The organism is Pseudomonas sp. NPDC078700, from assembly GCF_044542375.1.
Classification (GTDB): domain Bacteria; phylum Pseudomonadota; class Gammaproteobacteria; order Pseudomonadales; family Pseudomonadaceae; genus Aquipseudomonas.
The window spans coordinates 694,130-719,860 of the sequence record NZ_JBITUI010000001.1; the positions used below are offsets into that span (position 1 = coordinate 694,130).

Genomic DNA, 25,731 nt, shown 5'->3' on the forward strand with positions numbered 1-25,731 from the left:
CCCTGCTCAACCCAGACAGTGGCGCACGCCATAAGCGTAGCGGGTAATACCTGCTTGGACTGAACGAAAGTTAACAGTTACTTACCGGCGCGCCTATAGCGAAACAGGCGTCATCAATGACATGAATCTTTGCCTAAGTCATTCGCCTGTTAAAGCTACTACAATAGCCTTTCACGCCGACCAAGGATCCGCCATGCAACACGAGGCTTTTTGGCATCAAAGTAATGACAGCACGCCGTTGTACGTCAACCGCTGGTATGGTGATCAGCCACCCAAAGCGATAGTCATGCTTGCCCACGGCATGGCCGAACACAGCAGTCGTTATGCCCGTCTTGGTGAAACCCTGGTCGCCAATGGTTTTGAACTCTACGCCCACGACCAGCGTGGGCACGGCAGAACGGCTGAACATGCAACTTTAGGTCACTACGCAGACGCCAATGGCTGGAACCTGGTGGTTAATGACCTGGCGTGTATCAATCACTTGATCCGTCATCAACATGAGCAAGCACCGATATTTCTTCTCGGCCACAGTATGGGCAGTTACATCGCTCAAGCCTACTTGATGCAACACAGTAGCAGCGTGCATGGCGCCATACTTTCAGGCTCAAACTATCAGCCCGTTGCGCTGTATAAAAGCGCGATGGCCATCGCCAAATTCGAAGCCTGGCGCCAGGGACCACTGGGGCATAGCGCGCTGATCGAGTTTCTCTCATTTGGCTCATTCAATAAGGCATTCAAGCCCAACCGCACAGGGTTTGACTGGCTCAGTCGTGACCCGGATGAGGTTGATAAGTACATTAATGATCCACTCTGCGGCTTTCGTTGCAGCAACCAACTGTGGCTCGACTTACTTACCGGCCTTCAGCAAATCACCCCGCTGGCGAAATTAACCCAGATAGAAGCCAGCCTACCGCTGCTGATAATTGGCGGCGCACGTGACCCCGTCAGCCAAGGCAAGCGTCTTGCTAACTTAGCCGGTGCACTCAGAGAGGCTGGCAAGCAGTATGTTGACCTGAAAATTTACCCTGAAGCCCGTCATGAGTTACTCAACGAGAGTAACCGAGATGAGGTTACCGGCTTTATTATCGATTGGCTGGAACAGACCCTTGCCCGGCCCCGCCCATTTCGTTCCATGATCCAGGAGATCCATCAATGAGCCAACTCAGCAATACGCCTTACGACGAACTCGAAGTCGGCCAAAAAGCCACCTACAGCAAGACTGTAGAGGAGCGTGACGTACAGCTATTTGCCGCAGTGTCTGGCGACAACAATCCGGTCCACCTCGATGCCCAGTTTGCAGCCGAAAGCATGTTCAAAGAACGCATTGCTCACGGCATGTTCAGCGGTGCATTGATCAGCGCAGCAGTGGCCTGTGAGTTGCCAGGACCCGGCACAATCTATCTGGGCCAGACGATGCGATTCACCTTGCCAGTAAAACTTGGCGACACCCTCACCGTGCAATTAGAGATTCTCGAAAAGCAGCCCAAGTTTCGTGTGCGCATTGCCACGCGAGTCGTCAATCAGCGTGATGAAATCGTAGTTGACGGTGAAGCCGAGATCCTGGCTCCACGCAAAAAGCAAACCGTTGAAATGCCACCTATTCCACAGGTCACAGTCAGCTAAATTTACTAAATCGGTGCCCGCCAAGGTTTGTGCGTTACGCATGACAGTCTCAACAGCGCACAAACAACGTGCATGCAGGTCTTGCATGCACCACACTTGACCGACACTCTATATCCAGCAAAATACACGCTGACCAAAGCCCCTGATATCACCAATTTATTTGTGCACTACGCACAAAATGTTTTGTGAGTATCGTTTTAAGTGTGGTGTCTGCTCAAGAATCAGCTTGCTGGCACGCCACCTGCTACGCCGACCCTTCACTGACCCTGTGGAGCTCCAACGATGACAACCCCCCATAACGATGGCGACTACCCGCTCAGCGAAGTACCGCAAGGTGCACGCAAAGGCCTGTTTTCAACGTCGATCCTGTTGTTTGGTTTTACCTTCTTCACCGCCACCATGTTCGCTGGCGGCAAGATCGGCATGGCCTTTGATTTCACCTCGCTGATTTGGGCTGCTGTGATTGGCAACCTGTTGCTCGGCCTTTACGCCGCCGTCTTGGGGCTGATTGCCTGTCGCAGCGGTTTGAACTCGGTGCTGATGGGGCGCTTTTGCTTCGGCGAAGTCGGCAGCAAGTTGTCTGATGTACTGCTGGGCTTTACCCAGATTGGCTGGTACGCCTGGGGCACTGCAACCATCGCCATTGTTCTGGTGAAGATTCTGGGGTTGCCTGAAGGGCTGACCACAGTGTTGATGGTGCTGTTTGGCTTTGGTTTTTGCATCACCGCATTCATCGGTTACAAAGGTCTGGACATGCTTTCCAGAGTGGCCGTTCCGGCGATGATGGTACTGCTTGGCTGTTCACTGTGGATTGCCACGCGCGACGCGGGGGGCATGAGCGCTTTAATGGCCATCGAACCGAAGGAAAGCATGAGCCTGAGTGTTGCGATCACCATGGTTTTCGGCACCTTTGTCAGCGGCGCAACCCAAGCCACTAACTGGACACGCTTCGCCAAAAGTGGTCGTGTGGCGATGCTATCAAGCCTGTTCGGCTTCTTTATCGGCAACGGCCTGATGATCGTCGCAGGGGCTTATGGTGCCATTGTTTACCAGCAACCTGACGTCGTCGAAGTCCTGGTTCTGCAAGGCTTGTCGATGGCAGCGGTGGTGATGTTGTTTCTCAACCTGTGGACCACCCAAGACAATACCATCTACAACTTTGCCGCCGCGGGCTGTAATTTGCTGCGCACAGACCGCCGCAAACTGGTGACTGTCGTCGGCGCAGGCATTGGTACATTGCTGGCGATCGCCGGGATGTACGAAATGCTGATTCCATTTTTGATTCTGCTGGGCTCGATCATCCCACCGATCGGCGGTGTGATCATGGCTGACTTTTTCTACGGCCATAAAGGTCAGTATCCAAAACTTGCGGACACGCAATTGCCGGCATTCAACTGGATTGGCCTCAGCGCCTATTTGATTGGTGCGGTGTGTGCCTACGTCTCGCCATGGGTTGCACCCATTGTCGGCATTGCGGTGGCTGCTTTTGCCTACCTTGTGTTGTCAAAAGTAATCAATCCGGCTTCCACCACCCGCACCGCAGCTCAACTCACTAAATGAGCCTCACTGTGGCCGATGTACTGGCTCTTCCCGGCCTCGACAGCATGCGTTTGCGGGCCGGCGAAGCGATGCAAAACAACCCGGTACGCTGGCCCTATGTGGCTGAGAATAGCAGCATTGCCGAGTGGATCATGGGCGGTGAATTGGTGTTCGTCACGGGCATCAATCATCCGCGCAGTGAGGAAAACCTGTTACTGCTGGTACGTCAGGCTCATCAGCAGGTCGCAGCAGGCTTGGTCATATTGACTGGCCCGGAGTACATCAAACAGATCCCGCAGAGCGTCATCGATGCCGCCCAGGATTTGGGGGTGCCACTGATTGAGCAGCCTTATTCGCTGAAAATGGTGCTGGTGACGCAAGCCATAGGGACGGCATTGGTCCAAGCGCAGATGCTTGGACGTTCACGCCAACATTTGCTTGAACAACTGCTCGAAGGCGATGTGCAGTCCCTCGACTCTCTGCTGCAACGTGGGCATAGCCTGGGATTGCCATTGGCGACAGCACGGCAAGTAGCCCTGTTCAAGCTTGAGGGCAGCGAGCGCTTGATTGAGGCATTTGGTGCAGATCAGGCTGAGCGCATTCTGCAAAGTAGCCGCGAACGTCTGCAACGGTCACTGCAGCAACATTTGGACAGGCTCGGCGAAGCGTTGTCGCCCGTGTGTCAGGGTGAGCACTGGATTGCCCTGCTGCCAGCCACCGCAAGGCTCGATCAACAGACTAACCGCCAAGCCATGCTCGACTTGATTGAAGAGCTCAACCCTGAGCTTGCCCCTCTGCGCCTTTATCTTGGTTTGAGTGCGGGTGGTCACGGCCCGCAACGCTTTGCTCATGGCTTGCATGAGGCTCGCCAAGCGTTGGTTGCAGCGCAATCGTTCCCCGAACGCTTGGGCGTTTGCAGCTTCAACGAGCTAGGCGCGATCGAATTACTTGGTGCTATTCGTGATCGCAGCGTGCTCGACCAATTCGTCGAAAAGGTGCTCGGCCCAATTATCAGTGACGACAGCCGGCACGAGCCCGTCCTGATGCCGACACTTGAGGCCTGGTTTCACGAGAGCGGTAATCTTGCCCTCGCCGCTCAACGCCTAGGCGTACACCGCAACACCATGAGCTATCGGACTCAGCGCATAGAATCCCTGACCGGCAGCTCATTTACCAATCCCCACGATCGCCTGAACATCAGCATCGCCTTGCTGATCTGGCGACTGTCCTCTTCTCGCCCTGCCAGGAGTATTGCATGAACATTATTAACGCCCGACTACGGGGTCGCGAAGGCCTGTACCGTATAGTCCTGGAACAAGACCGCATCACAGAAATCAGCCCGCACAGCCCGACAATCAGCGCTGCGACTGACGACCTTGATGCCGGCGGCAATCTGGTGATTGCCCCCTTCGTTGAGCCCCATATTCATCTCGATGCCACGCTGACTGCTGGCGATCCCTCGTGGAACATGAGCGGCACCCTGTTTGAAGGGATCGAATTATGGGGCAAGCGCAAAGCTCAAGTGACCCATGAAGACACCAAGCTGCGCGCTAAGAAAACCATCGACATGTTGGTCGAGCACGGCATTCAGCATGTGCGCACCCATGTTGATGTGACTGATCCAACACTGGGCGCACTCAAAGCCATGGTTGAGGTGCGCGAAGAAACCCGCCACCTGATCGACTTGCAGATTGTTGCTTTCCCACAGGAAGGCATTGAGTCCTTCACCAACGGTCGCGCACTCATGGAGCAAGCGGTAGCGCTTGGCGCCGACGTAGTGGGCGGCATTCCGCATTTTGAAAACACCCGTGACCAGGGCGTCAGTTCAATCAAGTTTTTGATGGACCTGGCCGAACGCACCGGCTGCCTGGTCGATGTGCATTGCGATGAAACCGACGACCCGCACTCGCGCTTTTTAGAGGTCCTTGCCGAAGAAGCCCGCGTGCGCGGCATGGGCGCACGGGTCACCGCCAGCCACACCACGGCGATGGGCTCTTACGACAACGCCTATTGCTCGAAGCTGTTTCGACTGCTGAAAATGTCAGGCATCAACTTTGTCTCTTGCCCAACCGAAAGCATTCACTTGCAGGGACGTTTTGACACCTATCCGAAGCGTCGCGGCCTGACCCGTGTTGCCGAAATTGATCGCGCCGGGATGAATGTCTGCTTCGCCCAAGATTCAATCGTAGACCCATGGTATCCGCTGGGTAACGGCAATATTTTGCGTATTCTCGAAGCGGGACTGCATATTTGCCATATGCTCGGGTATGCCGACTTGCAGCGAGCTCTGGACCTGATTACCGATAACAGCGCACGCACCCTTAACCTCGGTGAGCGCTATGGCCTGGAAGTCGGTCGCCCAGCTAACCTGTTGCTGCTATCGGCACCAAGCGATTACGAGATGATCCGCACTCAGGGTTATGCATTGACCTCGGTTCGCGCGGGCAAGGTCATCATGCAACGCACCCCGGCCAAGGTGGCACGCTACTAAAGCAGCGCGTCAGGGTGACGTGCCTGTCACCCTGACCACAGCTATTCACGCGTACCCAATACCTTAACGCTGGCGGTCATGCCGGCACTCAACAACACATCTTTTGGCATGTCATCAAGTTTGATGCGCACCGGGATACGCTGCGCCAAGCGCACCCAATTGAAGGTAGGCTCAACATTGGCCAGCAGTTGCTGATCCGGGCTGGCGTTGCGATCAGTAATGCCTCGACTGATACTTTGCACATGACCTTTTAGTGGATGCTGGTAGCTCATCAGCCAAACCTCCACTTCATCTCCGACGGCGATTTTTGGCAGCTTGGTTTCTTCGAAATAGGCCTGGACGTAATAGGACTCTTCATCTACCAGCGCCATCATTGGCTGCCCGGTTTGCACGTAATTACCCTCAGCCAGCTGCAAGTTGGTGATGTAACCATTACGCGTAGCAAGCAATCGACTGCGGGTAACATTGAGCTCAGCTTGCTTAACTGCCGCTTCAGCCTCATGGTATTCGGCCAAGGCAATTTGCGCGCTGATTTGCGAGTTCTCGCGCAACTCGGCACTGATCGCCTGCGGCCCAAGACGAGCGCGCCTGGCAGCTTCCTGCTTGCGCAAATTCAACTGTTGTTTACGGGTATCTAGCGCGGCCTTGGCCTGCTCAAGGGCAACGTCATAACGCTGGGGATCTATTTGCATTAGCAGATCGCCCACTTTAACCCGCTGGTTATCTTTAACTGACAGATCAACCACTGCGCCAGAAACATCAGGCGCAATGGTCACCACATCGGCACGCACCCGTGCATCACGCGTCCATGGCGAATACATGTAGTAGCTCCATAGCCAGTGGCCCGCGAGCAACGCTGCCAGCACAACGGCAAGGGTGATGCACACACGAATCGCTGAACGCATAAATTGATTCTCCATAACTAACGTCCAAGCACTGCAACAATGCCGGCCAACACACACACAAACAACGCAGTATCAAACAGTGCCTCGTGCCAGATCCAGCGCGAAGCACCTACTTGTATCAGCATAAAACGCAAAGCCCCGGTGACTGCAAAAGCCAAGACTACATAGATAAGAAATGGGCTGAGCAGAACACCGCCTATCGACCATTCATGCAAGCCCATATTGCTCTCCTTTGCTTAGGCACCAGTTTTTCCAGCCTAACTGCAATTGCAACAAGGCCGCTCGTGCCAAACGTCGATCGATACTCGAAGTGTCTGCATTGAGTGCTTGCAGCAATTCATCAACCGCTGCATCCAAGACATCTTCACGCCCTGCGCCTGGCCCTATGCGTAACTGCTGATCAAGTTGTTGCAAGAAGTGCTGCTCTGCGACCCCAACCGATCGGCTGCCCGCCGCCAGGCAGGCCCGCAGATGCAGGAGTTCGTCACCCAGATCAAGGCTGGCGATGCCGTCATCCCAGCGCGTTCGAGTGGCATCGGGCAGCGCAGGGTAATGTCGAGCCAACTGCAACAAACGATCGGCAATACGCCCGCCAAACCAGTTTTCGGCACCGGGCAGCGGGCGTCGAGTCAGGCGGCTCAAGTCATTTAAGGTTGCGCCCAACAAGCGCCCCCCCAGCCAACGTGGGCTGCGAATGGAAATTAACTTGAACGCTAATACGGCAAAGCCAACGCCCATGATCAACGCCTGCGCTGAGTTAAGAAAATAGGTGACACTGAAATCCATCTGATTTTGCGGTGCGCAAAGCAAAATAAAGTGCAGCGCAAACGAAGTTGCCGTGGCTCCCGTCGGCGGGTAGCACATGCCCAGCCCCGCGAAAAATAGCGGAACACCCATGGCCAGGCACAGCATGGCAAAGCTGCTCAACTGGGGTAATACAATTTCACCTACGACGAACGCCACTGGAATCGCGTAAAAAATACCACGCAGGAACATCATGCCGATCTGAGCCGCATTATCGCGACTGGCAAATAAACTGCAGACCACTGCAGTCATCAATATACCGCCGGTGGCAAAGGTCCAGCCGGTTGCCATCCAGAACGAAGCGAACGCCAGAAACGCCAGCGCGCTGCGAGCGCCGTAAACCACTGCCGTTTGCCAATCACTGTGCCATGACAGCGGGTCAGGCGCATCCCGTGGCGCAACCCCCTGCTCGACTGCATGCAGTGACTGATCAGCAACTTGCATGCGGGTGACCAGTAGCAACAAGCGCTCTAAACATACTTGCTGCGCTGGATTGAGTTGTGCACTGAGCGAGGCCAACCGAACCCGTTCAGCCAGCCCTTCCAAGTCGGTCATTTCCTCACGATCAAACTGCTCTCGCGCCGCGTTAATCAGCGGTTCTATACATTCGCGTTCTTGTGCACTGAGCTGACGCAACTGACGGCCAACACCACGAGCAAGGCGCAACATACTGAGCAAGTCGCGGCTCAACACCCTTAATGCTGCGGCTCGCTGGCGACCACGCACGCCCTCAAACCAAGCATGTTCACGCTGTGAGTCGACCGCAACGATATGCCCCAAGACCTCCAGTAAGCCTTGGCGTGCATGCTTCTCTTGGGCTAAAGCCAATGAGGCTGCGTTCAAGCCGGCGCGCCAGGCAACATTGGCTTGTTTAATGAGTTGAACCTCAACGCGCTGCGGCCAGATGATCGCGCTAGCAGCGGTCGCGCAGAGAATCCCCAATGAGATTTCAGTGCAGCGTGCAACTGCCTGATCAAACACGGTCAGCGGAATACTGGTCGCCGGCAAACCGATAATAGCCACGGTGTAACCGGCCAGCACAAAAGAGTAGGACCAGGCACTGCGCAGCATGGTCGAAGCCGCCGTACACATTGCCAGCCATAGCGCCAACGCACCGATAAACACCCAAGGGGTTTGTGCAAACAGACCAATAAAAACCACCGACATGATGGTACCGATCATGGTGCCGACCATTCTTGCCAGGCCTTTTTGTACCACCATGCCGGACAAGGGTTGCGCCACGATAAAAGCGGTCATCATCGCCCAAACCGGCTGTTCCAGCCCTAAACGCATCGCGCACCACAACGCCAGCCCTGCTCCGAGCAGCGTCTTGATCGCAAACTGTATGGCTTGTCGGCTAGGCGCAATAAAGGCCAGCAATGCGTGGGGCATAACTGTTTCCGGGTAAAGCATCTGATATGAAAGTAGCGGATTGACGCTCAAAGCGCGTCAAGAAGCCTGACAATTATTAGCCAGCTAACTAAATTCGTCTAGCCCATGCTAACAATTTTGCCCAGCGCATTAGTGTGAATTTTGAAAGGATTAGGCTATCCAGCGGCCCATTTCCACATAGATTGTGCTTTGTGCCCAGCCATACCCATTGCAGGCGATGACCGAAAAAAAAGGCGACCTAAGTCGCCTGAAGCTGCCTTGCGTGCAGTCGTGTTGAAAGACTCAGCCTTACTTGCGCTTGTGCGAGTCTTTCCAAATAAACATCCCCACCCCACCGAAGAAGGCGAACATCAGCAGTACAGTGCAAATACCCGCAATAACTACAGTATCGATATACATGGTTGCCTCCTAAGCGGCGTGTGATCTGGAATGAGTCCAAAGTACGCAACCACTGGCAGGCTAGTTTTGACATGGATCAATAATGATCCCGAGACGGGGGGTAAATCAGCAGCAGATACTGATCTGGGTCAATAAATCGGCGCGCAGGGTGAATGACGCTTCTTCCATCCACCATCCACCGCTGCAAATATCTAAACACCTATCCAAGATAGAGCATCGCGGTCCAAACCATGGTGGACACGCCTTGCGTGTCACATCCACTTTTTGTTTAGCGCTTCTTGGGTTTGCTTTTGGTCTTTTTCTTCGCTTTCGGCAACGGCAACGCCTGCTCAAATGCCTTGCGCATTTCATCGAGCTTTTTGTCGTGCAGATCGTGAATGCGTTTGCCGCGCTCAGCGTTGAAGTCAATCAAGTTATCGTCATTGCTCATGACTCAGGCCATCCCCGTTCAACACATAGCGAAATGTCAGATTAAGCCGTGGTGCGCAGGGTTTGCGCGTTTTGGCTATCTGATGCTGCCAATAATGCTGGGTTGTAGCGCGCATGACCAGTAGCGAGCCATGATCCAACTGCAATGAATGCTCAATGCGTTGTTGGCCTTTACGGCGCAAATCAAACCGTCGGCTGCCGCCAAGGCTCAAAGAAACCACAATCGGATTAGGCCCCAACTCGGCCTCATCATCGCTATGCCAGCCCATCGAGTCCTGACCATCGCGGTAATAATTGAGCAGCAGACCATTGAGCGGCTGCCCTACAAAAGCTGCGAGCTGCGCGCGAACCTCAGCCAGCAGCGGGGTCCAGGGCAAAGGGGCGTGATACAAACCTGAATAGCGGTAACCAACACCCTCGTCGCCATACCAAGCCAGCAAGCGTGGCACAGGATGGCGGCGGCCAAATAAGTTGACTTGGGGCTGTTGCCAAGGCGTTTGCTGGTAAATCTTGGCTAACCACTGATCGGCCAGTTCGGCGCTGAGCCATTGCGGATGGAAATCCAGTTCAGCGCCTGGCAATTGCAAGGGCGTGTCAGCAAACAGGTTCACAGCGATATTCACTCAAGCCAAAGGGTTGGCTGATTGTCGGTTGCTTAGACTTCAATATCCACCCATAACCCCTGACGCGGCAGTTCCTCACCATCATCCTCTGGGGCTGGGGCCTGCTCATCATCGGCGGACTCGGCCAGTAGCGCGGCGGCGTAACGCTTCTGCTGACGACGCTGCTCCTCGCGCAGTAAGGCCTCGGCATCTTGCGGATGGCGTTTGTCGAGGTTGAGCGCGCTTTCCTTGCTCGTTTCGGCCACAGGCACGACGGGCGGGGTCAGGGGTTTTGGCTTAACCAGGTCCTGAGTCGCAGTGACGGGTGCCATGCTATGCGGAATATGTGGCAACATTAATTGCCCCTCCTTTGGTCAGTCTATCGACCATTTTTGCCCAAACTTGAGCCCACCCTCACTACACTTTCGACACGTTTATTGGTTTTTATACCCACCGATCAGCTAAAAGAGCAATGCGGCTTTGGCCTAAACCCTGTGTTGCGGTTACCATAGCCGGCTTTTTCACGCGGGAGACAGGCATGGCGCAGCAGTACGAACCGGGGCAACGCTGGATCAGTGACAGCGAAGCAGAGCTGGGCTTAGGCACCATCCTTATGCAGGAAGGCCGAATGCTTACGGTCCTTTACCCGGCGACTGGCGAAACCCGTCAATATGCTGCGCGCAGTGCACCGCTGACGCGTGTGCGTTTCTCGCCTGGCGATGAGATCACCCACTTTGAAGGCTGGAAGCTGACCGTACAGGAAGTCGACGATATCGACGGCCTGCTGGTTTATCACGGCCTCAATGCGCAGCATCAAAGCGTGACCATGCCTGAAACGCAGCTGTCCAACTTTATCCAGTTCCGTTTGGCCAGCGATCGCCTGTTCGCTGGCCAGATTGACCCGCTGGCATGGTTCGGCTTGCGTTATCGAACCCTCGAATACACCAGCAACCACCTGCAATCGTCGCTCTGGGGCTTGGGTGGCGTTCGCGCCCAACCGATTCCGCACCAGTTGCACATTGCCCGCGAAGTGGCTGACCGAATTGCACCGCGCGTGCTATTGGCTGACGAAGTAGGCCTGGGCAAAACCATTGAAGCCGGGATGGTGATTCACCGCCAACTGCTGTCTGGTCGCGCCAACCGGGTACTGATCCTGGTTCCAGAAAACCTGCAGCATCAGTGGCTGGTGGAAATGCGCCGCCGCTTCAACCTCGACGTTGCCCTGTTCGATGCTGAACGCTTCATTGAAAGCGATGCCAGCAACCCATTTGAAGACTGCCAACTGGCGCTGGTTGCGCTGGAATGGCTGCGCGAAGACGAAAAAGCCCAAGATGCGGTCTTTGCTGCAGGCTGGGATCTGCTCGTGGTCGACGAAGCCCACCACTTGGTATGGCACCCTGAGCGCTCCAGCCCTGAATATTCACTGGTTGAGCAACTGGCTGAAGTTATCCCAGGGGTTCTGCTGCTGACCGCAACGCCCGAGCAACTTGGTCAAGACAGCCACTTTGCACGTTTGCGCCTGCTCGACCCCAACCGCTTCCACGACCTTGAAGCCTTTCGCGCAGAAAGTGCCAACTATCGGCCGATTGCCGAAGCCGTTCAGGAGTTACTGGATCAAGGCCGGTTGTCACCAGAAGCGCACAAAACCATTCATGACTTCCTCGGCGCAGAAGGTGAAGGCCTGCTGGCAGCCGTCAATGACGGCGACAGCGAAGCCTCGGCTCGCTTGATTCGTGAGCTGCTTGATCGCCACGGCACTGGCCGCCTGCTGTTCCGTAACACTCGCGCCGCAGTCCAGGGTTTCCCTGAACGCGAACTGCACGCCTACCCGCTACCAAGTCCGGATGAGTACATGGAGCTGCCGATCGGCGAGCATCCTGACCTGTATCCAGAAGTGAGTTATCAAGCCCAGGCGGAGGTTGATGAAGAGCAGCGCTGGTGGCGCTTCGACCCACGCGTCGAGTGGTTGATCGACACCTTGAAGATGCTGAAAAAATTCAAGGTACTGGTGATCTGCGCCCATGCAGAGACCGCACTGGATCTTGAAGATGCATTGCGTGTGCGCTCGGGCATCCTCGCCACTGTTTTCCATGAAGGCATGAGCATTCTCGAGCGTGACCGAGCGGCGGCTTACTTCGCCGATGAAGAGTTCGGCGCTCAGGTGTTGATCTGCTCCGAGATCGGCAGTGAAGGCCGTAATTTCCAGTTCGCCCATCACTTGGTATTGTTCGACCTGCCCGCTCACCCGGACTTGCTTGAGCAACGCATTGGCCGTCTTGACCGTATTGGCCAGAAGCACCGCATTCAGGTGCACGTGCCTTATCTTGAGAGCAGCCCGCAAGAACGCCTGTTTCAGTGGTATCACAATGCGCTCAACGCATTTTTGGCCACCTGCCCGACTGGTAACGCGCTTCAGCACCAATTCGGCAGCCGTATGTTGCCACTGCTGGAAAGCGGTGATGACAACGAATGGCAAGCGCTGGCCGATGAAGCCAAAATCGAACGTGTACGCCTTGAAGGCGAGTTGCACGCAGGCCGCGACCGCTTGCTGGAGCTGAACTCTGGTGGCGCCGGCGAAGGCCAAACCCTGGCAGCCGACATTGAAGAGCAGGATGACCAATTCGCCCTGCCGATCTATATGGAACAACTGTTCAATGCCTTTGGTATCGACAGTGAAGACCACTCGGAAAACGCCTTGATTCTGCGCCCGAGCGAAAAAATGCTCGACGCCAGCTTCCCACTGGGTGACGACGAAGGTGTAACCATCACCTACGACCGTAACCTCGCGCTGACCCGTGAAGACATGCAGTTCCTGACCTGGGAGCACCCCATGGTACAAGGCGGCATGGACCTGGTGCGGTCTGGCTCAATGGGCAACACCGGCGTTGCCTTGATTAAAAACAAGGCACTCAAACCCGGCACCGTTTTGCTTGAGTTGCTGTATGTCAGTGATGTTGTTGCCCCACGCGCTTTGCAGCTTGGCCGTTACTTACCGCCAGCAGCATTGCGTTGTCTGCTCGACGCCAACGGCAATGATCTGGCCCACAAGGTGGCTTTCGAGACATTGAACGACCAACTGGAAAGCGTACCCCGTGCCAGCGCCAACAAATTCGTGCAGGCGCAACGTGACACACTCAATCCGCAGATCGGTGTCGGTGAAGAGAAAGTCATGCCGCGCCACCTCGAACGTGTCGCCGAAGCCAAGCGGCGCCTGGCCGCGGACATGGATGAAGAGCTTGCCCGCCTCACCGCGCTGCAGGCCGTCAACCCAAGCGTGCGCGATAGCGAAATTGAAACCCTGCGCAATCAGCGCGAGCAAGGTCTGGCCTCGCTCGATAAAGCCGCATTGCGCCTCGAAGCCATTCGGGTATTGGTCGCGGGCTGATCAGCCCATCTGAAACAAACAAGCCCGCAATTGCGGGCTTGTTTGTTTCAGAGGCTTAATTACGCCAGAGCGGCCTGCGGTGCAAGCGATGCATCGGCGGACATTTTGTGCTGCATACGCTGGGCATCTGCGGTGAAGCAGCGCGACGCCTGAATTAACGCCAACATAGTCAGAAACAGAGCCACGGGAATCAGGTACATCGCATCATGCAGGCCGACGGCTTTGAAAGCCTCGCTCATCTCGCTAGCTCCCGCTGCAATCATCGCCGTCTGGGCAAAATAATCAGACAGCAGGCCAACGGCCAATGGGCCAAGGCCGCCGCCAAGCAGGTACAAACCGGCAAAAAACAATGCAATTGCTGTTGCTCGCAAACGCGGCTCGACGACATCCTGAATTGCGGTGTAAACGCAGGTATAGAAGTTGTAGGAAAACAACCAACCCAGGCTGAAGACTCCCACAAACACACCGATCTCGATGCGCCCCGAAAACAATGCGTAACCGGTCGCCAGCGTGGCAATAAACATACTCAAGGCTGCGAATAGCAAACGCCCGGTTTCAGAGCGCTGGTGAATCTGATCGGCAACCCAGCCACCTAGCGTCAAGCCGACTAACCCCGTCAGACCGACAATCACACCCGTCGCCACGGCAGCTTGCTCCAATGGCAGGAGGAAATAGCGCTGCAGCATCGGCACCATGAAGGAGTTACACGCATAGGTTGCAAAGTTAAAAGCCAAGCCTCCCAGCACTAACCACCAAAAAGTGCGAATGGCCAACACCTTGCGCAGCGGCTTATCAACTTTCTCGGTCGAAACCGTGACACTCTCAGCGGCGCCCCGCTGCGGCTCCTTGATAAAGAACATCATGAACGCCAAGAGCAAACCGGGCACGGCCGCGATAAAAAATGGCGCTCGCCAGCTGTCAAATATGCGCACCATGCTGCCAATGGTAAAGAACGCTAACAACAAGCCAATCGGCAGACCCAGCATAAAAATGCCCATTGCTCGGGCCCGCTTGTGCGCGGGGAATAAATCGCCAATCAATGAATTTGCTGCAGGCGCGTAGCTGGCTTCACCAATGCCGATCCCCATGCGGATCAACAAGAAACTCCAGAAATTCCAAGCCAAGCCATTAATCGCCGTCAAACCGCTCCACGCAGCCAATCCCCAGCCCATAATCTTGCGCCGTGCGCCGGTATCGGCCATGCGCCCAAGGGGTAAGCCAGCAATTGCATAGACAATGGTAAATGCAGTGCCAACCAAACCCAGTTGCAGATCGCTGAGGCTCCACTCTTTACGCAGCGGCTCGATGATGATCGCCGGAATGGTGCGGTCAAAAAAGTTGAACATATTGGCAAGAAACAGCAAAAACAAAATGCGCCACGCATTAGCCGCCTGCTGAGTAGGTTGCATGGTGTATTTCCTATTATTTTTGTTGTTGGACTGAAAGGCACAGACAGCATTTCAGACGTTGATTTGGAGCTCAAGCTAGAGCCTCCCGCACCAGAAGTCTGTGACTATTCGCGCCCTGAATCCTCGCCTCTAACTCAACACATACCTTTAACAGGATCAATTGAGCTAAGAGTGACTACAATTGCTTGAGTGACTGTGATCTGTAGCTGATATCGCGCGGGCGCTTTGGAGTAGTCATCATGGATTGGACAGACCTGCGTTTGACTCGGCTTATGCCATCAGATGGCCGGCTGCTCGAAGGCAGCGACCAAAGCCTGAGCATGATGTTGTTGGCCTTCGTGCTGGCTTGTGTTGCCTGTTACACCGTGCTCGAGGTGATAGAGCGCATCAACCAGGCTGAGCAGCCACTGAGTCGCTGGCTGTGGCGTATCGTCGGTGCGCTGTGCCTTGGGAGTGGCTCATGGGTACTGCACTTTATAAATCATTTGCCTGTGGCAGAGCACACGGCCTCGAGCGCAAACTTCAGCTCACTGTGCGTGGCTATTGGTTGTGCTTTTTTAGCGATGCTAAGCGTTTCAGGGGGCCAGGCAAAACCGGTACGGTTATTCACCACAGCATTCCTGATGAGCTTAAGCAGCGGCATCCTCCATGTATTCGCGACAGCACAAAATATTCAGGTAATCGCGCTGCTGTACTCACCACTACTGCTCATGGCCGCGTTGATCGTGTCCAGTGCATTCAGCTACACGGCCCTGTTCAGTTATGCGCGTCAGCATGCACAGACCCCTTGGTTGGCACTGTTAAGCCGAATCACCGCTTGTGTATCACTGGCATTGGCGATTGAGTTTGTTCATAGCTTTGGCATTAGTGCTGTATTTGCAGGTATTCCAAGTGGCGTCCAGCCAAACGCGGTTGCTGGCCAATCACACATGGCGCTGATTGTCAGCGGCCTGGCTTTACTTGGCTTTGCTGCGAGCCTGATTGCAGCGGCTCGTGACAAGCAACTGATCGTCAGCCAGCGCGACTTACACCGCGTCAACAGCCTGCTCAACCAACTCGATTACGCCCGTACCTCGTTGCAGCAAGCGGCTAACTATGACGTTTTGACTCAGCACCTGAACCGCCGCGGCTTAAACCTCGCATTTACCGAAAAACTGCTCAAGCATCAACACGGCAGCACACCCCTTGGGGTACTGGTAATTGATATTGACCATTTCAAACGAATCAACGACAGCTTGGGTCACACAACCGGCGACAGCATGCTCAAAGTCATTGCCGAGCGAGTCAGCTCAGCCCTGCGCAACGAAGACGTACTGTCACGCATGGGTGGCGACGAATTCTGCGTGCTGGCAAGCCTCAAGTCGAAGGATGAAGCGCGTGTGCTGGCCGGGCGGATTCTTCTGGCGATGAAAGAACCTATCATCATCAATGGTCGCCATATGGTAATGACAACCAGCATCGGCATCAGCATGTTCCCGGAAGATGGCAATACCCCGGATGAATTGCTCAAGCATGCAGACCTCGCGCTCTATCAAGCCAAGGGCAGCGGACGCAACCAAATGCACTCATTCAACTCACAGCTCAAGTCGCGGGCCAGCGTTGAACTGTTGCTCGAAGAAGAACTGCACAATGCGTTGCGCAACGATGAAGGCCTACAACTCTTCTACCAGCCCATTCTGGACCTGCACAGCGGCAAGCTCAGTAAACTCGAAGCCTTGGTACGCTGGCAGCACCCGCAGCGCGGACTCCTTAGCCCTGATCGCTTTATCGGCATAGCAGAGACGAATGGTTTTATTGCCGAGCTGGATAACTGGGTTATGCGGCGCGCCTGTTGCGACCTTGCACGGCTCGCTGATGAAGGCCACGCACAGGTCAAAATCGCAGTTAACTGCTCTGCGTTGAGCTTAGGTCGCAAAGAGTTGATCCAGGAAGTCAGTGATGCGCTGCTGAATTTTTCAGTGCCCGCACAGCGGCTGGAACTGGAAGTCACCGAAAATGCCCTGATGGGTAACATTGAGCAAGCGGTCGGCTTGCTTCACGAACTGCGCACCCAGGGCGTCAGCTTATCGATAGATGATTTTGGCACGGGCTATTCATCACTTGCGTACCTTAAACGGTTACCCATCGACACCTTGAAAATTGACCGCTCTTTTATTCAGGACATCCCCAGTTCCTATGAGGATATGGAAATTGTTCAGGCCATTATCGCAATGGCTCACTCGCTGAAGCTAAAAGTGGTCGCAGAAGGTGTCGAGTCCCCCGAGCAGTTGAACTTCCTGCGCAATTTGCGCTGCGACAGTATTCAGGGGTATCTGATCAGCCGACCGATTCCCATGCAGCAGCTCTTAACCTTTCTGACCGATTTCACGGCAGACAACAGCCACTTAGCCAGTATCTCATCACGCTAAGAGGCCCATGCGCGTCTCTGGCCTAGCTGAGTACCCTGCGCATCTCATCCATCCAGCCCAAGCTGGCCAATGTGCCCTGCTCGCCGGGCTTGTACTCAGCACCTATCCACCCGCTATAACCACTGGACTTGAGCGCTTTCAAAGCGTTAACAAAATCCAGGCTGCCGCTGCCAGGCGCACCACGACCCGGGCAATCAGCAAACTGCGCATGACCAACACGCCCCTTGAGCCGTTCAAGGCCGGCGCTGATCTCCTCGCCCTGCATGGCCATGTGATAGAAATCAAACTGGGCACTGCAATTGGCGTGATTCACCATGCCTAGCAATTCATCCAACTGCTCAGAACTATTAATCAAAAAGCCGGGCATATCGGTTGTATTGACCGCCTCGCAAACCACCGCAATCCCCAGCAAAGCAAAGGCATCAGCCGTTTTGCGCAGGTTAGCAACCAAGGTTTGCAGCGCGCACTCTCGCGTGACGCCATCCGCCAGCCGCCCTGGCAGCACGTTAACCAATACCGGGCGCACCATTGCCGCATAACTCAGGGCGTCATCCAAGGCTTGATCAAACTCGGCCTGACGCGCTGGCACCGCCGCCAAGCCCCAACCGCCCGTCATCAAGTCGCCAGCAGGTAGATTGATTAATCGCAACGGCAAACCAGCCGCCTCAAGCGCCTCCTTCATGCGGATGGCGGGCACTTCATAAGGAAACTGAATTTCAACTCCGTCAAAGCCCGCCGCACTGGCCGCAACCACCCGTTCAACCATGGGCAGCTCAGTGAAGAGCATTGATAAATTTGCGCTGATTTTCATTCGGTTTCCTCACGGTATTGTTGCACCAATGTGGCGGGGTCTTTTTCCAAATTGCCTTGACTGCCATGCAGGCGCATAAGCTGCGCGGCCAAACCGGTTACCGGCGTTGCGGAGCCCGTCTGCTGAGCGACCCGCACCGCTGTGTCCAAATCTTTGAGCAATGTACGCACATGCCATTTAACCGGTTCAAATTCATTCATCGCCATTTGCGGCGCAAGAATTTGCAGAGGCTTTGAATCAGCAAAACCACCGGCTAGGGCGGGTGCAATCAAGGTTGCATCAACTCCAGACTTTTCAGCCAGAGCGACAACCTCAGCAATCACTAATGCATTACAAGCGACAATCATTTGATTACACACTTTAGTCACTTGGCCAGCGCCTACGTCCCCCATGCGCGTCAAGCGCTGACCGAGGTGGGCCAAAACAGGCCTTACTCGCTCGATGTCCGTCGCCGCCCCCCCTGCCATAATCGCCAGCGAGCCTGCTTCAGCACCTGCGGTGCCACCAGACACCGGCGCATCAACCCAACGCATGCCCGTGCGGCGCTCAAGTTCGGCAGCCATTTCACGTGTTTGCGCAGGATCAAGACTGGAAAAGTCGACCAGCAACTGCCCTGGCTTTGCCGTCTCAACTACGCCGCCCGGACCGAACACCACTTCGCGCACCACATCAGTATTGGCTAAACAGAGCATAACGATCTCTGCCTTGGCACAAAGGTGCGCCGGTTGACTCACCGCGCTCGCGCCCTGCTCAATCAAGGGCTGGCACTTATCGGGCGAACGATTCCACACCGTCAATGGATAGCCTGCGCTCAGCAAACGACGCGTCATCGGCAGCCCCATCAAGCCAATTCCGGCAAACGCTAAAGCAGGTAACACGCCAGACATAATCAACTCCAGTTTGACCAAGGGTAAATGTCGAACCGCTATCTTAAACCCAAAGCATGGTCGTCAATCAGCCTGTAGCTGATTAGACTGTCTGACTCTTGAGCGCGAATATGAGAACCCGTGCAATTGTGCTCACTTAATTCCTACACGCCACAAGGACTCCCATGAGTATCACTCGCTTAGAAACCTCCGCGCGCATGAGCCGTGTTGTCGTTCATAACAATACCGCCTACCTGTGCGGCCAGGTTGCAGAAGACCGTAGCGCGGGTATTGAAGAGCAAACCCAGACCATGCTGGCCAAGGTCGATGCGCTGCTAAAATCGGTTAACAGCAGCCGTGAGCACATCCTGTCGGCAACCATTTATATCAAAGACATGAGTCAGTTCGCGGCCATGAACAGTATCTGGGATAGTTGGGTACCCAGCGGCTTTGCCCCAGCCCGCGCCTGCGTAGAAGCAAGCATGGCAAGCCCGGAGTTGCTGGTTGAAATTTCCGTCGTTGCAGCGATCAAAGAGTAAGCCTAATGATTGATACCGTGCCGCAATTCTGGCGAGACCCCGCAGTGCCAAGCATTGAGGCACGGTCAATCATTGATGGTCGTAAGGTCTGCTATGCACCCCATGCCCATGCACATTTTTCCATCGGGGTGATTACCGCAGGCTCTTGCACTTACACCAATGGCGAACAGCAGCACACCATCAGCCAAGGCACCAGCGTGCTGATGAACCCGCAAGCCGTGCATGCCTGCAACCCGGTTGATGAGCTGCCGTGGTCGTATCGCATGCTTTATGTTGACTGCCAATGGCTGGCCGAAGTGCAAGCCTTAGCCCGCGATGATTTACCGGGAGAATTTCAAGGCTATCAGCCTGTTCTGAGCATTTGCCCAGCCTTGTATAACGCCTTCAATCAATTTTATGAGCAACTGCTCGATGACTCGCATTCGGCTGACGTCAAACAGGCCGCAGCACTGGATTTTTTCCAGTTAATGCACCGCACGCTTACCCCTGAAGATGGCTCCACCAGCGCACCTGAGCAGGTGCATGCAAAACTGGAGCTGGCCGCTGAGTTCATCCGTGAAAACTGCGCACAACCGCTAAACCTGCAACAGATCAGTGAGGCTGCCAGCCTCTCGCGTTCGTATCTGATTCGTGCGTTCCGTCAGCACTTCGGCATGACGCCCCACGCCTACCTGACCAACCAACGGGTGCAGCTCGCACAATGCCTGCTTAAGCGTGGCGAACTGATTGCCGATGCCGCATTAACCGCTGGCTTTGCCGATCAGGCGCACCTGCAACGCACCTTCAAACAACTGCTGGCCGCCACGCCGGGGCAGTACCGCGGCTGAATCCGGCCAGCAGTAAATACACGCAACAGGCCACCAACAGCGCCGCCATCAACCGATTAAACAGGCGCATGGCTGTTGCCGAGCTTAGATAATGCTGTAGATAAGTTCCTGCAATGGCCCAGCACGCAATCGACAGATAACAGACGATAAAATAGATGGCTGAAAACGCAGCAATCTGCTGTACATCGCCATCAGCCACAAAGGCTCCCATGCCAGCGACGCAGGCCATCCAGGCTTTAGGATTCAGCCATTGCAATGTTGCGCCATAGAGCATGGAGGGTGCCCGTCCTTTAGTGGCGGTATTGAGTTGACCGTTATCGGTTGCCAACTTAAAAGCCATAAACAACAGGAAGGCCACCCCCGCCAACTTGATCAGCTCAGTCAGAAACGGCCACAGCTGCAAAATTTTATGCAACCCCAACCCCGTCAACACCAGCAACAGGGTAAAGCCAAGCGTTGCCCCCGTGACATGGCGCAGGCTTGCTCGCAAGCCAAACTGCACACCGCTACTGAGGGCAATAATATTCACTGGCCCCGGTGAAATTGAACTGGCCAAGGCAAACGCCGCCATCGACAACCAAACACTCATATCCAAGCCTCACACCAATGCTATGCAAGAGGCTCAAGGCTAAACAGCACGCTGAGAAAAGGATTGAAGAAAAATACCCTGCATGGCTGGTCTAGGCTCTTCTGGCCATGTACTGATAATGACTCGGACAGGGGAACTACTCATGCCTGCACATGAAAAGATCAATTACGTCGAATTCCCGGCCAATGACCTCGCCGCCACCAAAGCATTTTTCATCGCTGCTTTTGGTTGGACATTTGTCGACTACGGGCCCGATTATGCAGCGTTTTCGGATCAGGGTCTGGACGGTGGTTTTTTCCACTCTCCACAGCGCTCAACAACCGCCAACGGCAGCGCCCTGATTGTGCTCTTCAGTCACGATCTTGAAGCCACACAAGCCAAAGTCAGCGCTGCTGGCGGGCAGATAATCAAAGCTATCTATAGCTTCCCCGGAGGTCGCCGTTTCCATTTCACCGAACCCAGCGGCAATGAACTTGCAGTGTGGGCGCAACCAGAGCCCTAAACGCCACTCAAACCCGCCGAACCTCAGCCGAGCACTGCAATTGACTCTAAATAGGTAACCGATAAAACATTTATGCATCACCCAGTGGCTGACGCGTTATGCTTTGCATCCACATTTTCTAACGCTAGCCTCTATAATCAGCTCGCTTTCCCCGCTATTTAATCGGAGAACCCGTCATGTTCAAACGTACCCTTGCGCTCGCCGCAGGCATTGCCTTGTCTGTTTCCGCTGTTTGCAGCCACGCTGCTGACGTACTGCGCGTTTCCGCAATTCCAGATGAAGCCCCAACGGAGCTGCTGCGTAAGTTCAAGCCGCTGGGTGAATACCTTGAACAAAAGCTGGGGATGAAGGTTGAGTTTGTGCCAGTGGCCGACTACGCAGCCGTGGTTGAATCACTGGCTTCTGACCGCCTCGACATGGCTTGGCTGGGTGGCTTTACCTTCGTCCAAACGCATCTGAAAACTGGCAATGCCGTGCCGCTGGTACAGCGTGAACAAGATGCGCAGTTCACCAGTAAATTTATCAGTGCCGACCCAGCTGTAAAATCGGTCAAAGACCTCAAAGGCAAAACCTTCGCCTTCGGCTCTGTGTCTTCAACCTCTGGCAGCCTGATGCCGCGCTACTTCATGCTTAAAGACGGTATCAAGCCTGAAGAGTTCTTCAGCCGGGTTGCTTACTCGGGTGCCCATGACGCAACAGCGGCCTGGGTTCAGGCAGGCAAAGCAGACGGCGGCGTCCTCAATGCTTCGGTATGGGACAAACTGGTTGCCAGCGGCAAAGTCGACACCACTAAAGTCAAAGTAATCGCCACTACGCCGACCTACTTTGATTACAACTGGACCGTGCGCGGCACAATGGATCCGGCGCTGCAAGCCAAGATCAAAGCCGCATTCCTGGCACTGGACCCTGCAGTCCCAGAGCAGAAAGCAATTCTTGATCTGCAAGCAGCCAGTCGCTTCATCGAAACCAAGCCGGAAAACTACGAAGGCATCGAGGAAGCAGCGCGCGCCGCCGGCTTGTTGAAGTGACGTTAACGCTACAAGGCGTGGGCCTGACCCACGCCAATGGTCACGTTGCGCTCAGTGAAATCGACCTGACAGTCAAAGCGGCTGAGCGCATCGCCATTATCGGCCCCTCTGGTGCAGGCAAAACCACGTTGCTGCGCTTGCTTGCCACCAGCTTGCAGCCGAGCACAGGCGCAATCAGCCTGCTCGACCAGCAACCCTGGGCGCTAAACGCAAGCCAGCGCCAGCGCTTGCGCACACGAATCGGCCTGGTTCATCAAGCCCCGCCTTTGCCACCACGCCAACGCGTGGTGACTGCGATTCTCGCCGGCAAGCTCGGCCAGTGGTCGCTGTTTAAAAGCCTGATCAACCTGTTTTATCCAGTGGATATCAATGGCGCTCAAGCGGCTTTGGCACGCTTGGACCTGGCAGACAAACTATTTGAACGTTGCGATCAGCTTTCAGGGGGGCAACTGCAGCGCGTTGGCATTGCCCGCGTGTTGTACCAAGGTCCGCAAATAATTCTCGCCGATGAGCCCGTGTCCGCCATGGACCCGGTACTCGCTGGCCATACTCTCAGCGTGCTGAGCAACGAAGCCGCTGCCCGCGGGGTGACCCTGCTCGCCAGCTTGCATGCGGTCGACTTGGCCATGGCGCATTTCCCACGGGTGATTGGTGTCCGCGCAGGACGTATTGTGTTTGACCTGCCAAGCGATCAGGTCAGCCCCGCACAGCTGGATGCACTCTACGCCAACGAAAAGCTGCAACCCGCGCCCGAGGTTACTCCTGCAGCACCTGTTGTGGTGCAGATTCCACGATGCTGAAACCTGCTCTACGTGACCCAGCCGCCCTGCCGCGCCTGGCGCTGACCCTGCTTGCAGTAATTATTCTGTGGCCCGGCATTAAGCTCAGCGAAGTTAATCTTGCTGTCTTGTTCGATGCTGAAAACAGCAAAACCATGGGCAACTTTCTCAGCGGCTTCTGGCCACCGGCCCATGACCCTGAGTTTTTGCAAATACTGTTAAAAGCGACGCTGGAAACCCTGGCGATTGCGACAGCGGGGATGGCATTGGCACTGCTGATTGCGATTCCTTGCGCGTTGCTGGCCACCCGCGCCCTGTCCCTCTCTGCGGCGCATCGCAATGGCCGTCCTGCCTGGTGGTCACTGACCTTGCGCTGGCCGGTGCGTGGTGTGCTCATCGTGCTGCGCAGCGTGCCCGAAGTGGTTTGGGCCTTATTGTTCGTACGGGCTGTTGGACTCGGTCCTACGGCTGGCGTACTGGCCATCGCGATCACTTATAGCGGTATGCTCGGCAAAGTTTACGCCGAGATTTTCGAATCCGTTGACCCGCGCCCCTCCCGCGCCTTGCTGGTCGCCGGCAGTCCTCGACTCATGGCATTCGCCTACGGCGTGCTGCCAAACGCCTCAGCCGAAATGCTCTCCTACAGCGTGTATCGCTGGGAGTGCGCTGTACGTGCGTCCGTGGTCATGGGCTTTGTCGGCGCAGGCGGACTCGGCCAACAAATTGATTTGTCATTACGCATGTTCGCTGGCGGTGAAGTGGCCAGCATGCTCCTGACCTTTCTGGTGTTAGTGCTACTCGCCGACCAGTTGAGCAGACTACTACGGGCGCGCCTGCAATGAAGCACCTAGCCAACTACAGCTTGATAGTCTTAATGCTGGCCGCAGTAGTTGCCTCATTCAGCTACCTGAACATTGATCTGACCACAGTGTTTGCAGGCGATGGCCTGAGCCAGATGAGCAGCTACGCGAACGGTTTTTTCAGCCCAGACTTCAGCGCCTCACACCTGCGCGCCATTGGTAAGGGCGCGTTGGAAACCCTGGCAATGTCCTCGATTGGTACGCTGTTGGCTGCGCTCTTGGGTGTTGTGCTTGCCCTGCCTGCTGCTGGACGCTTTGGCTGGTTGGCCATGAGCGCAAGCCGCCTGTTGCTTAATGCATTACGGGCGATTCCTGAGTTGGTCTGGGCAGCGCTGGTGGTACTGGCCGCAGGCTTAGGCCCAAATGCCGGCACGCTGGCCTTAGCACTTCACACAGCTGGCGTGCTGGGCAGGTTGTTTGCTGAAGCATTGGAAAACGTCAGCGATGAGCCCGCACGGGCAATTCGCTTGGCTGGCGGTGGACGTGTTATGGCATTCAGCTACGGCACCCTGCCGGAGGTCTGGCCACAATTCATCGCTTACACCCTGTACCGCTGGGAAAACAATATCCGCATGGCCAGCGTGCTGGGTTTTGTCGGCGCAGGCGGATTGGGGCAAATGCTCTACTTCCACCTCAGCCTGTTTCAGGAGGCGCAGGCGGCAACGGTGATCCTGGCAATGCTGGTGCTGGTACTGGCAGTCGATGCCCTGAGCGCGTGGGCGCGTGGGCGCTGGGTCAGCCAGTAACCCAGCGCCAACACAAAGCCGTTATAGTTTATCGGCGTCCAAGTGGCTCAGATTTACCGCTTCGCCGCTGCGCAGCTCAAGCTTTTTGCGAATATCAGCAAACATCAAATCGTATTGTTTGTGACTGCGCATGATCAAGCCGTTGTTGATCGGAATACCATGCTTGGCGGCGGCACGCGTAGCCACACTGCCGAAGTTATAGGCCGTGTCACGGTGCAATTCGAATTTCTCTTCGAAGTCCTTGCCATCGCAATTACCGACAATACGCACGGCAAGCATTGGCCCTTCGACCGGGTCTTGGCGAATCTCGTAATACATGTCGACGACATAAACCGGACGCCCTGCACTGGCGACCTGATTGGCCCGGTGCAAGTGACCATCGGCGTAGTTCGATACGAGTGGCACAGGCTCCTCGACGCACTCGGGCTCCAGCACTTCAACTGGCACCCCAAACTTGGCTTTAATGTCGGCATACATCTTGTCGTAATCGTCGTGGTTACGCACAATCAGACCATCACTGCCCGGCACGCCGTATTTGTTACCCACTTTGCCAATAACGCTGGCGAAGTTAAACGCCTCTTCGCGCGGCAACTCAAAGCACTCTTCAAACATGGAGCCGTTGACGTTGCCAGCCATGCGCATGTACAGCACTGGCTTGAAATTCTCATCCCGATGCACGTCGTAGTAAATATCGACACTGAATTCAGGGATGTCGCTCGAAGCCCGTTGCTTAGTGCGATGTATATGTCCTGGCTCAAACATTATGCGACTCCATGTAGATAAGTTAAATAACACTTC

The 25,731-nt window shown here is 55.3% G+C and carries 25 protein-coding genes and 1 pseudogene; 14 read left to right on the forward strand and 12 right to left on the reverse strand.

Features of this window, described 5'->3' with window-relative positions:
* Positions 1 to 193 precede the first annotated feature (193 nt).
* The 5 genes from ACIGCM_RS03275 to codA all read left to right on the forward strand — a co-directional run bounded on the left by ACIGCM_RS03275 (position 194) and on the right by codA (position 5,653).
* Entirely contained in the window at positions 194 to 1,156 is a 963-nt protein-coding gene (locus tag ACIGCM_RS03275; protein WP_397500578.1) for a lysophospholipase, read from the forward strand.
* Positions 1,153 to 1,623: a MaoC family dehydratase gene (locus ACIGCM_RS03280; protein WP_397500579.1), complete on the forward strand. Its 471-nt coding sequence runs from the start codon at positions 1,153 to 1,155 to the stop codon at positions 1,621 to 1,623. The genes ACIGCM_RS03275 and ACIGCM_RS03280 overlap by 4 nt, the downstream gene beginning before the upstream one ends.
* A gap of 282 nt (positions 1,624 to 1,905) precedes the next feature.
* On the forward strand, positions 1,906 to 3,183 hold the full coding sequence (gene codB / locus ACIGCM_RS03285; protein WP_397500580.1) for a cytosine permease: 1,278 nt from the start codon (positions 1,906 to 1,908) through the stop codon (positions 3,181 to 3,183).
* Entirely contained in the window at positions 3,180 to 4,421 is a 1,242-nt protein-coding gene (locus ACIGCM_RS03290; RefSeq protein ID WP_397500581.1) for a PucR family transcriptional regulator, read from the forward strand. The genes codB and ACIGCM_RS03290 overlap by 4 nt, the downstream gene beginning before the upstream one ends.
* Positions 4,418 to 5,653 (forward strand): cytosine deaminase, encoded by a 1,236-nt coding sequence (gene codA, locus ACIGCM_RS03295; RefSeq protein ID WP_397500582.1) that lies wholly within the window; start codon positions 4,418 to 4,420, stop codon positions 5,651 to 5,653. The genes ACIGCM_RS03290 and codA overlap by 4 nt, the downstream gene beginning before the upstream one ends.
* Positions 5,654 to 5,694: 41 nt before the next feature.
* On the opposite strand, the gene ACIGCM_RS03300 is transcribed toward codA, so the two are convergent.
* The 7 genes from ACIGCM_RS03300 to ACIGCM_RS03330 all read right to left on the reverse strand — a co-directional run bounded on the left by ACIGCM_RS03300 (position 5,695) and on the right by ACIGCM_RS03330 (position 10,540).
* Positions 5,695 to 6,558 carry an efflux RND transporter periplasmic adaptor subunit gene (locus ACIGCM_RS03300; RefSeq protein WP_397500583.1) on the reverse strand — a complete coding sequence of 288 codons (864 nt, stop codon included), beginning with the start codon at positions 6,556 to 6,558 and terminating at the stop codon, positions 5,695 to 5,697.
* Between the two features lie 17 nt (positions 6,559 to 6,575).
* Positions 6,576 to 6,779, reverse strand: a complete 204-nt coding sequence (locus tag ACIGCM_RS03305; RefSeq protein ID WP_397500584.1) for a DUF1656 domain-containing protein — start codon at positions 6,777 to 6,779, stop codon at positions 6,576 to 6,578.
* Positions 6,766 to 8,754 carry an FUSC family protein gene (locus ACIGCM_RS03310; RefSeq protein ID WP_397500585.1) on the reverse strand — a complete coding sequence of 663 codons (1,989 nt, stop codon included), beginning with the start codon at positions 8,752 to 8,754 and terminating at the stop codon, positions 6,766 to 6,768. Before ACIGCM_RS03310 ends, ACIGCM_RS03305 begins: the two co-directional genes overlap by 14 nt.
* Positions 8,755 to 9,042: 288 nt before the next feature.
* On the reverse strand, positions 9,043 to 9,153 hold the full coding sequence (gene ccoM, locus ACIGCM_RS03315) for a cytochrome c oxidase subunit CcoM (protein WP_397500586.1): 111 nt from the start codon (positions 9,151 to 9,153) through the stop codon (positions 9,043 to 9,045).
* Between the two features lie 268 nt (positions 9,154 to 9,421).
* Positions 9,422 to 9,583 (reverse strand): hypothetical protein, encoded by a 162-nt coding sequence (locus ACIGCM_RS03320; protein ID WP_397500587.1) that lies wholly within the window; start codon positions 9,581 to 9,583, stop codon positions 9,422 to 9,424.
* Positions 9,573 to 10,193: an alpha-ketoglutarate-dependent dioxygenase AlkB family protein gene (locus ACIGCM_RS03325; RefSeq protein ID WP_397500588.1), complete on the reverse strand. Its 621-nt coding sequence runs from the start codon at positions 10,191 to 10,193 to the stop codon at positions 9,573 to 9,575. The genes ACIGCM_RS03320 and ACIGCM_RS03325 overlap by 11 nt, the downstream gene beginning before the upstream one ends.
* Before the next feature lie 44 nt (positions 10,194 to 10,237).
* On the reverse strand, positions 10,238 to 10,540 hold the full coding sequence (locus tag ACIGCM_RS03330) for an aspartate-semialdehyde dehydrogenase (RefSeq protein ID WP_397500589.1): 303 nt from the start codon (positions 10,538 to 10,540) through the stop codon (positions 10,238 to 10,240).
* Between the two features lie 182 nt (positions 10,541 to 10,722).
* Here ACIGCM_RS03330 and rapA point away from each other — a divergent pair, with 182 nt between their 5' ends.
* Entirely contained in the window at positions 10,723 to 13,569 is a 2,847-nt protein-coding gene (gene rapA / locus ACIGCM_RS03335; protein ID WP_397500590.1) for an RNA polymerase-associated protein RapA, read from the forward strand.
* 59 nt (positions 13,570 to 13,628) lie between these two features.
* Here rapA and ACIGCM_RS03340 read toward each other — a convergent pair.
* Positions 13,629 to 14,987: pseudogene (locus ACIGCM_RS03340) on the reverse strand (spinster family MFS transporter); the annotation flags it as partial.
* A 230-nt stretch (positions 14,988 to 15,217) separates the two neighbouring features.
* Here ACIGCM_RS03340 and ACIGCM_RS03345 point away from each other — a divergent pair.
* Positions 15,218 to 17,386, forward strand: a complete 2,169-nt coding sequence (locus tag ACIGCM_RS03345) for a putative bifunctional diguanylate cyclase/phosphodiesterase (RefSeq protein WP_397500591.1) — start codon at positions 15,218 to 15,220, stop codon at positions 17,384 to 17,386.
* Positions 17,387 to 17,408: 22 nt separating this feature from the next.
* Here the strand turns inward: ACIGCM_RS03345 and ACIGCM_RS03350 are convergent, their stop codons facing one another.
* Both ACIGCM_RS03350 and ACIGCM_RS03355 read right to left on the reverse strand, forming a co-directional pair.
* The gene (locus ACIGCM_RS03350; protein ID WP_397500592.1) at positions 17,409 to 18,197 is read right to left on the reverse strand and encodes a hydroxypyruvate isomerase family protein; all 789 of its coding nucleotides are present in this window, start codon (positions 18,195 to 18,197) and stop codon (positions 17,409 to 17,411) included.
* On the reverse strand, positions 18,194 to 19,084 hold the full coding sequence (locus ACIGCM_RS03355) for an NAD(P)-dependent oxidoreductase (protein WP_397500593.1): 891 nt from the start codon (positions 19,082 to 19,084) through the stop codon (positions 18,194 to 18,196). Before ACIGCM_RS03355 ends, ACIGCM_RS03350 begins: the two co-directional genes overlap by 4 nt.
* A gap of 164 nt (positions 19,085 to 19,248) precedes the next feature.
* Between ACIGCM_RS03355 and ACIGCM_RS03360 the strand changes: the two genes are divergently transcribed.
* A complete protein-coding gene (locus tag ACIGCM_RS03360) occupies positions 19,249 to 19,602 on the forward strand; it encodes a RidA family protein (RefSeq protein ID WP_397500594.1) in 354 nt (117 codons plus the stop codon).
* 5 nt (positions 19,603 to 19,607) lie between these two features.
* A complete protein-coding gene (locus ACIGCM_RS03365) occupies positions 19,608 to 20,429 on the forward strand; it encodes an AraC family transcriptional regulator (protein WP_397500595.1) in 822 nt (273 codons plus the stop codon).
* Here the strand turns inward: ACIGCM_RS03365 and ACIGCM_RS03370 are convergent.
* Positions 20,386 to 21,018, reverse strand: a complete 633-nt coding sequence (locus tag ACIGCM_RS03370) for a LysE family translocator (protein ID WP_397500596.1) — start codon at positions 21,016 to 21,018, stop codon at positions 20,386 to 20,388. The genes ACIGCM_RS03365 and ACIGCM_RS03370 overlap by 44 nt on opposite strands.
* Before the next feature lie 142 nt (positions 21,019 to 21,160).
* Here ACIGCM_RS03370 and ACIGCM_RS03375 point away from each other — a divergent pair, with 142 nt between their 5' ends.
* The 5 genes from ACIGCM_RS03375 to phnE all read left to right on the forward strand — a co-directional run bounded on the left by ACIGCM_RS03375 (position 21,161) and on the right by phnE (position 24,933).
* Positions 21,161 to 21,520, forward strand: a complete 360-nt coding sequence (locus tag ACIGCM_RS03375; RefSeq protein WP_397500597.1) for a VOC family protein — start codon at positions 21,161 to 21,163, stop codon at positions 21,518 to 21,520.
* A gap of 176 nt (positions 21,521 to 21,696) precedes the next feature.
* The gene (locus ACIGCM_RS03380) at positions 21,697 to 22,548 is read left to right on the forward strand and encodes a putative selenate ABC transporter substrate-binding protein (protein WP_397500598.1); all 852 of its coding nucleotides are present in this window, start codon (positions 21,697 to 21,699) and stop codon (positions 22,546 to 22,548) included.
* Positions 22,545 to 23,348: a phosphonate ABC transporter ATP-binding protein gene (locus tag ACIGCM_RS03385; RefSeq protein ID WP_397500599.1), complete on the forward strand. Its 804-nt coding sequence runs from the start codon at positions 22,545 to 22,547 to the stop codon at positions 23,346 to 23,348. Before ACIGCM_RS03380 ends, ACIGCM_RS03385 begins: the two co-directional genes overlap by 4 nt.
* Positions 23,342 to 24,169 carry a PhnE/PtxC family ABC transporter permease gene (locus ACIGCM_RS03390; protein WP_397500600.1) on the forward strand — a complete coding sequence of 276 codons (828 nt, stop codon included), beginning with the start codon at positions 23,342 to 23,344 and terminating at the stop codon, positions 24,167 to 24,169. Before ACIGCM_RS03385 ends, ACIGCM_RS03390 begins: the two co-directional genes overlap by 7 nt.
* On the forward strand, positions 24,166 to 24,933 hold the full coding sequence (phnE, locus tag ACIGCM_RS03395; RefSeq protein ID WP_397500601.1) for a phosphonate ABC transporter, permease protein PhnE: 768 nt from the start codon (positions 24,166 to 24,168) through the stop codon (positions 24,931 to 24,933). Before ACIGCM_RS03390 ends, phnE begins: the two co-directional genes overlap by 4 nt.
* Positions 24,934 to 24,954: 21 nt before the next feature.
* Here the strand turns inward: phnE and ACIGCM_RS03400 are convergent, their stop codons facing one another.
* The gene (locus ACIGCM_RS03400; protein WP_397500602.1) at positions 24,955 to 25,695 is read right to left on the reverse strand and encodes a DUF5064 family protein; all 741 of its coding nucleotides are present in this window, start codon (positions 25,693 to 25,695) and stop codon (positions 24,955 to 24,957) included.
* Between the last annotated feature and the right edge of the window lie 36 nt (positions 25,696 to 25,731).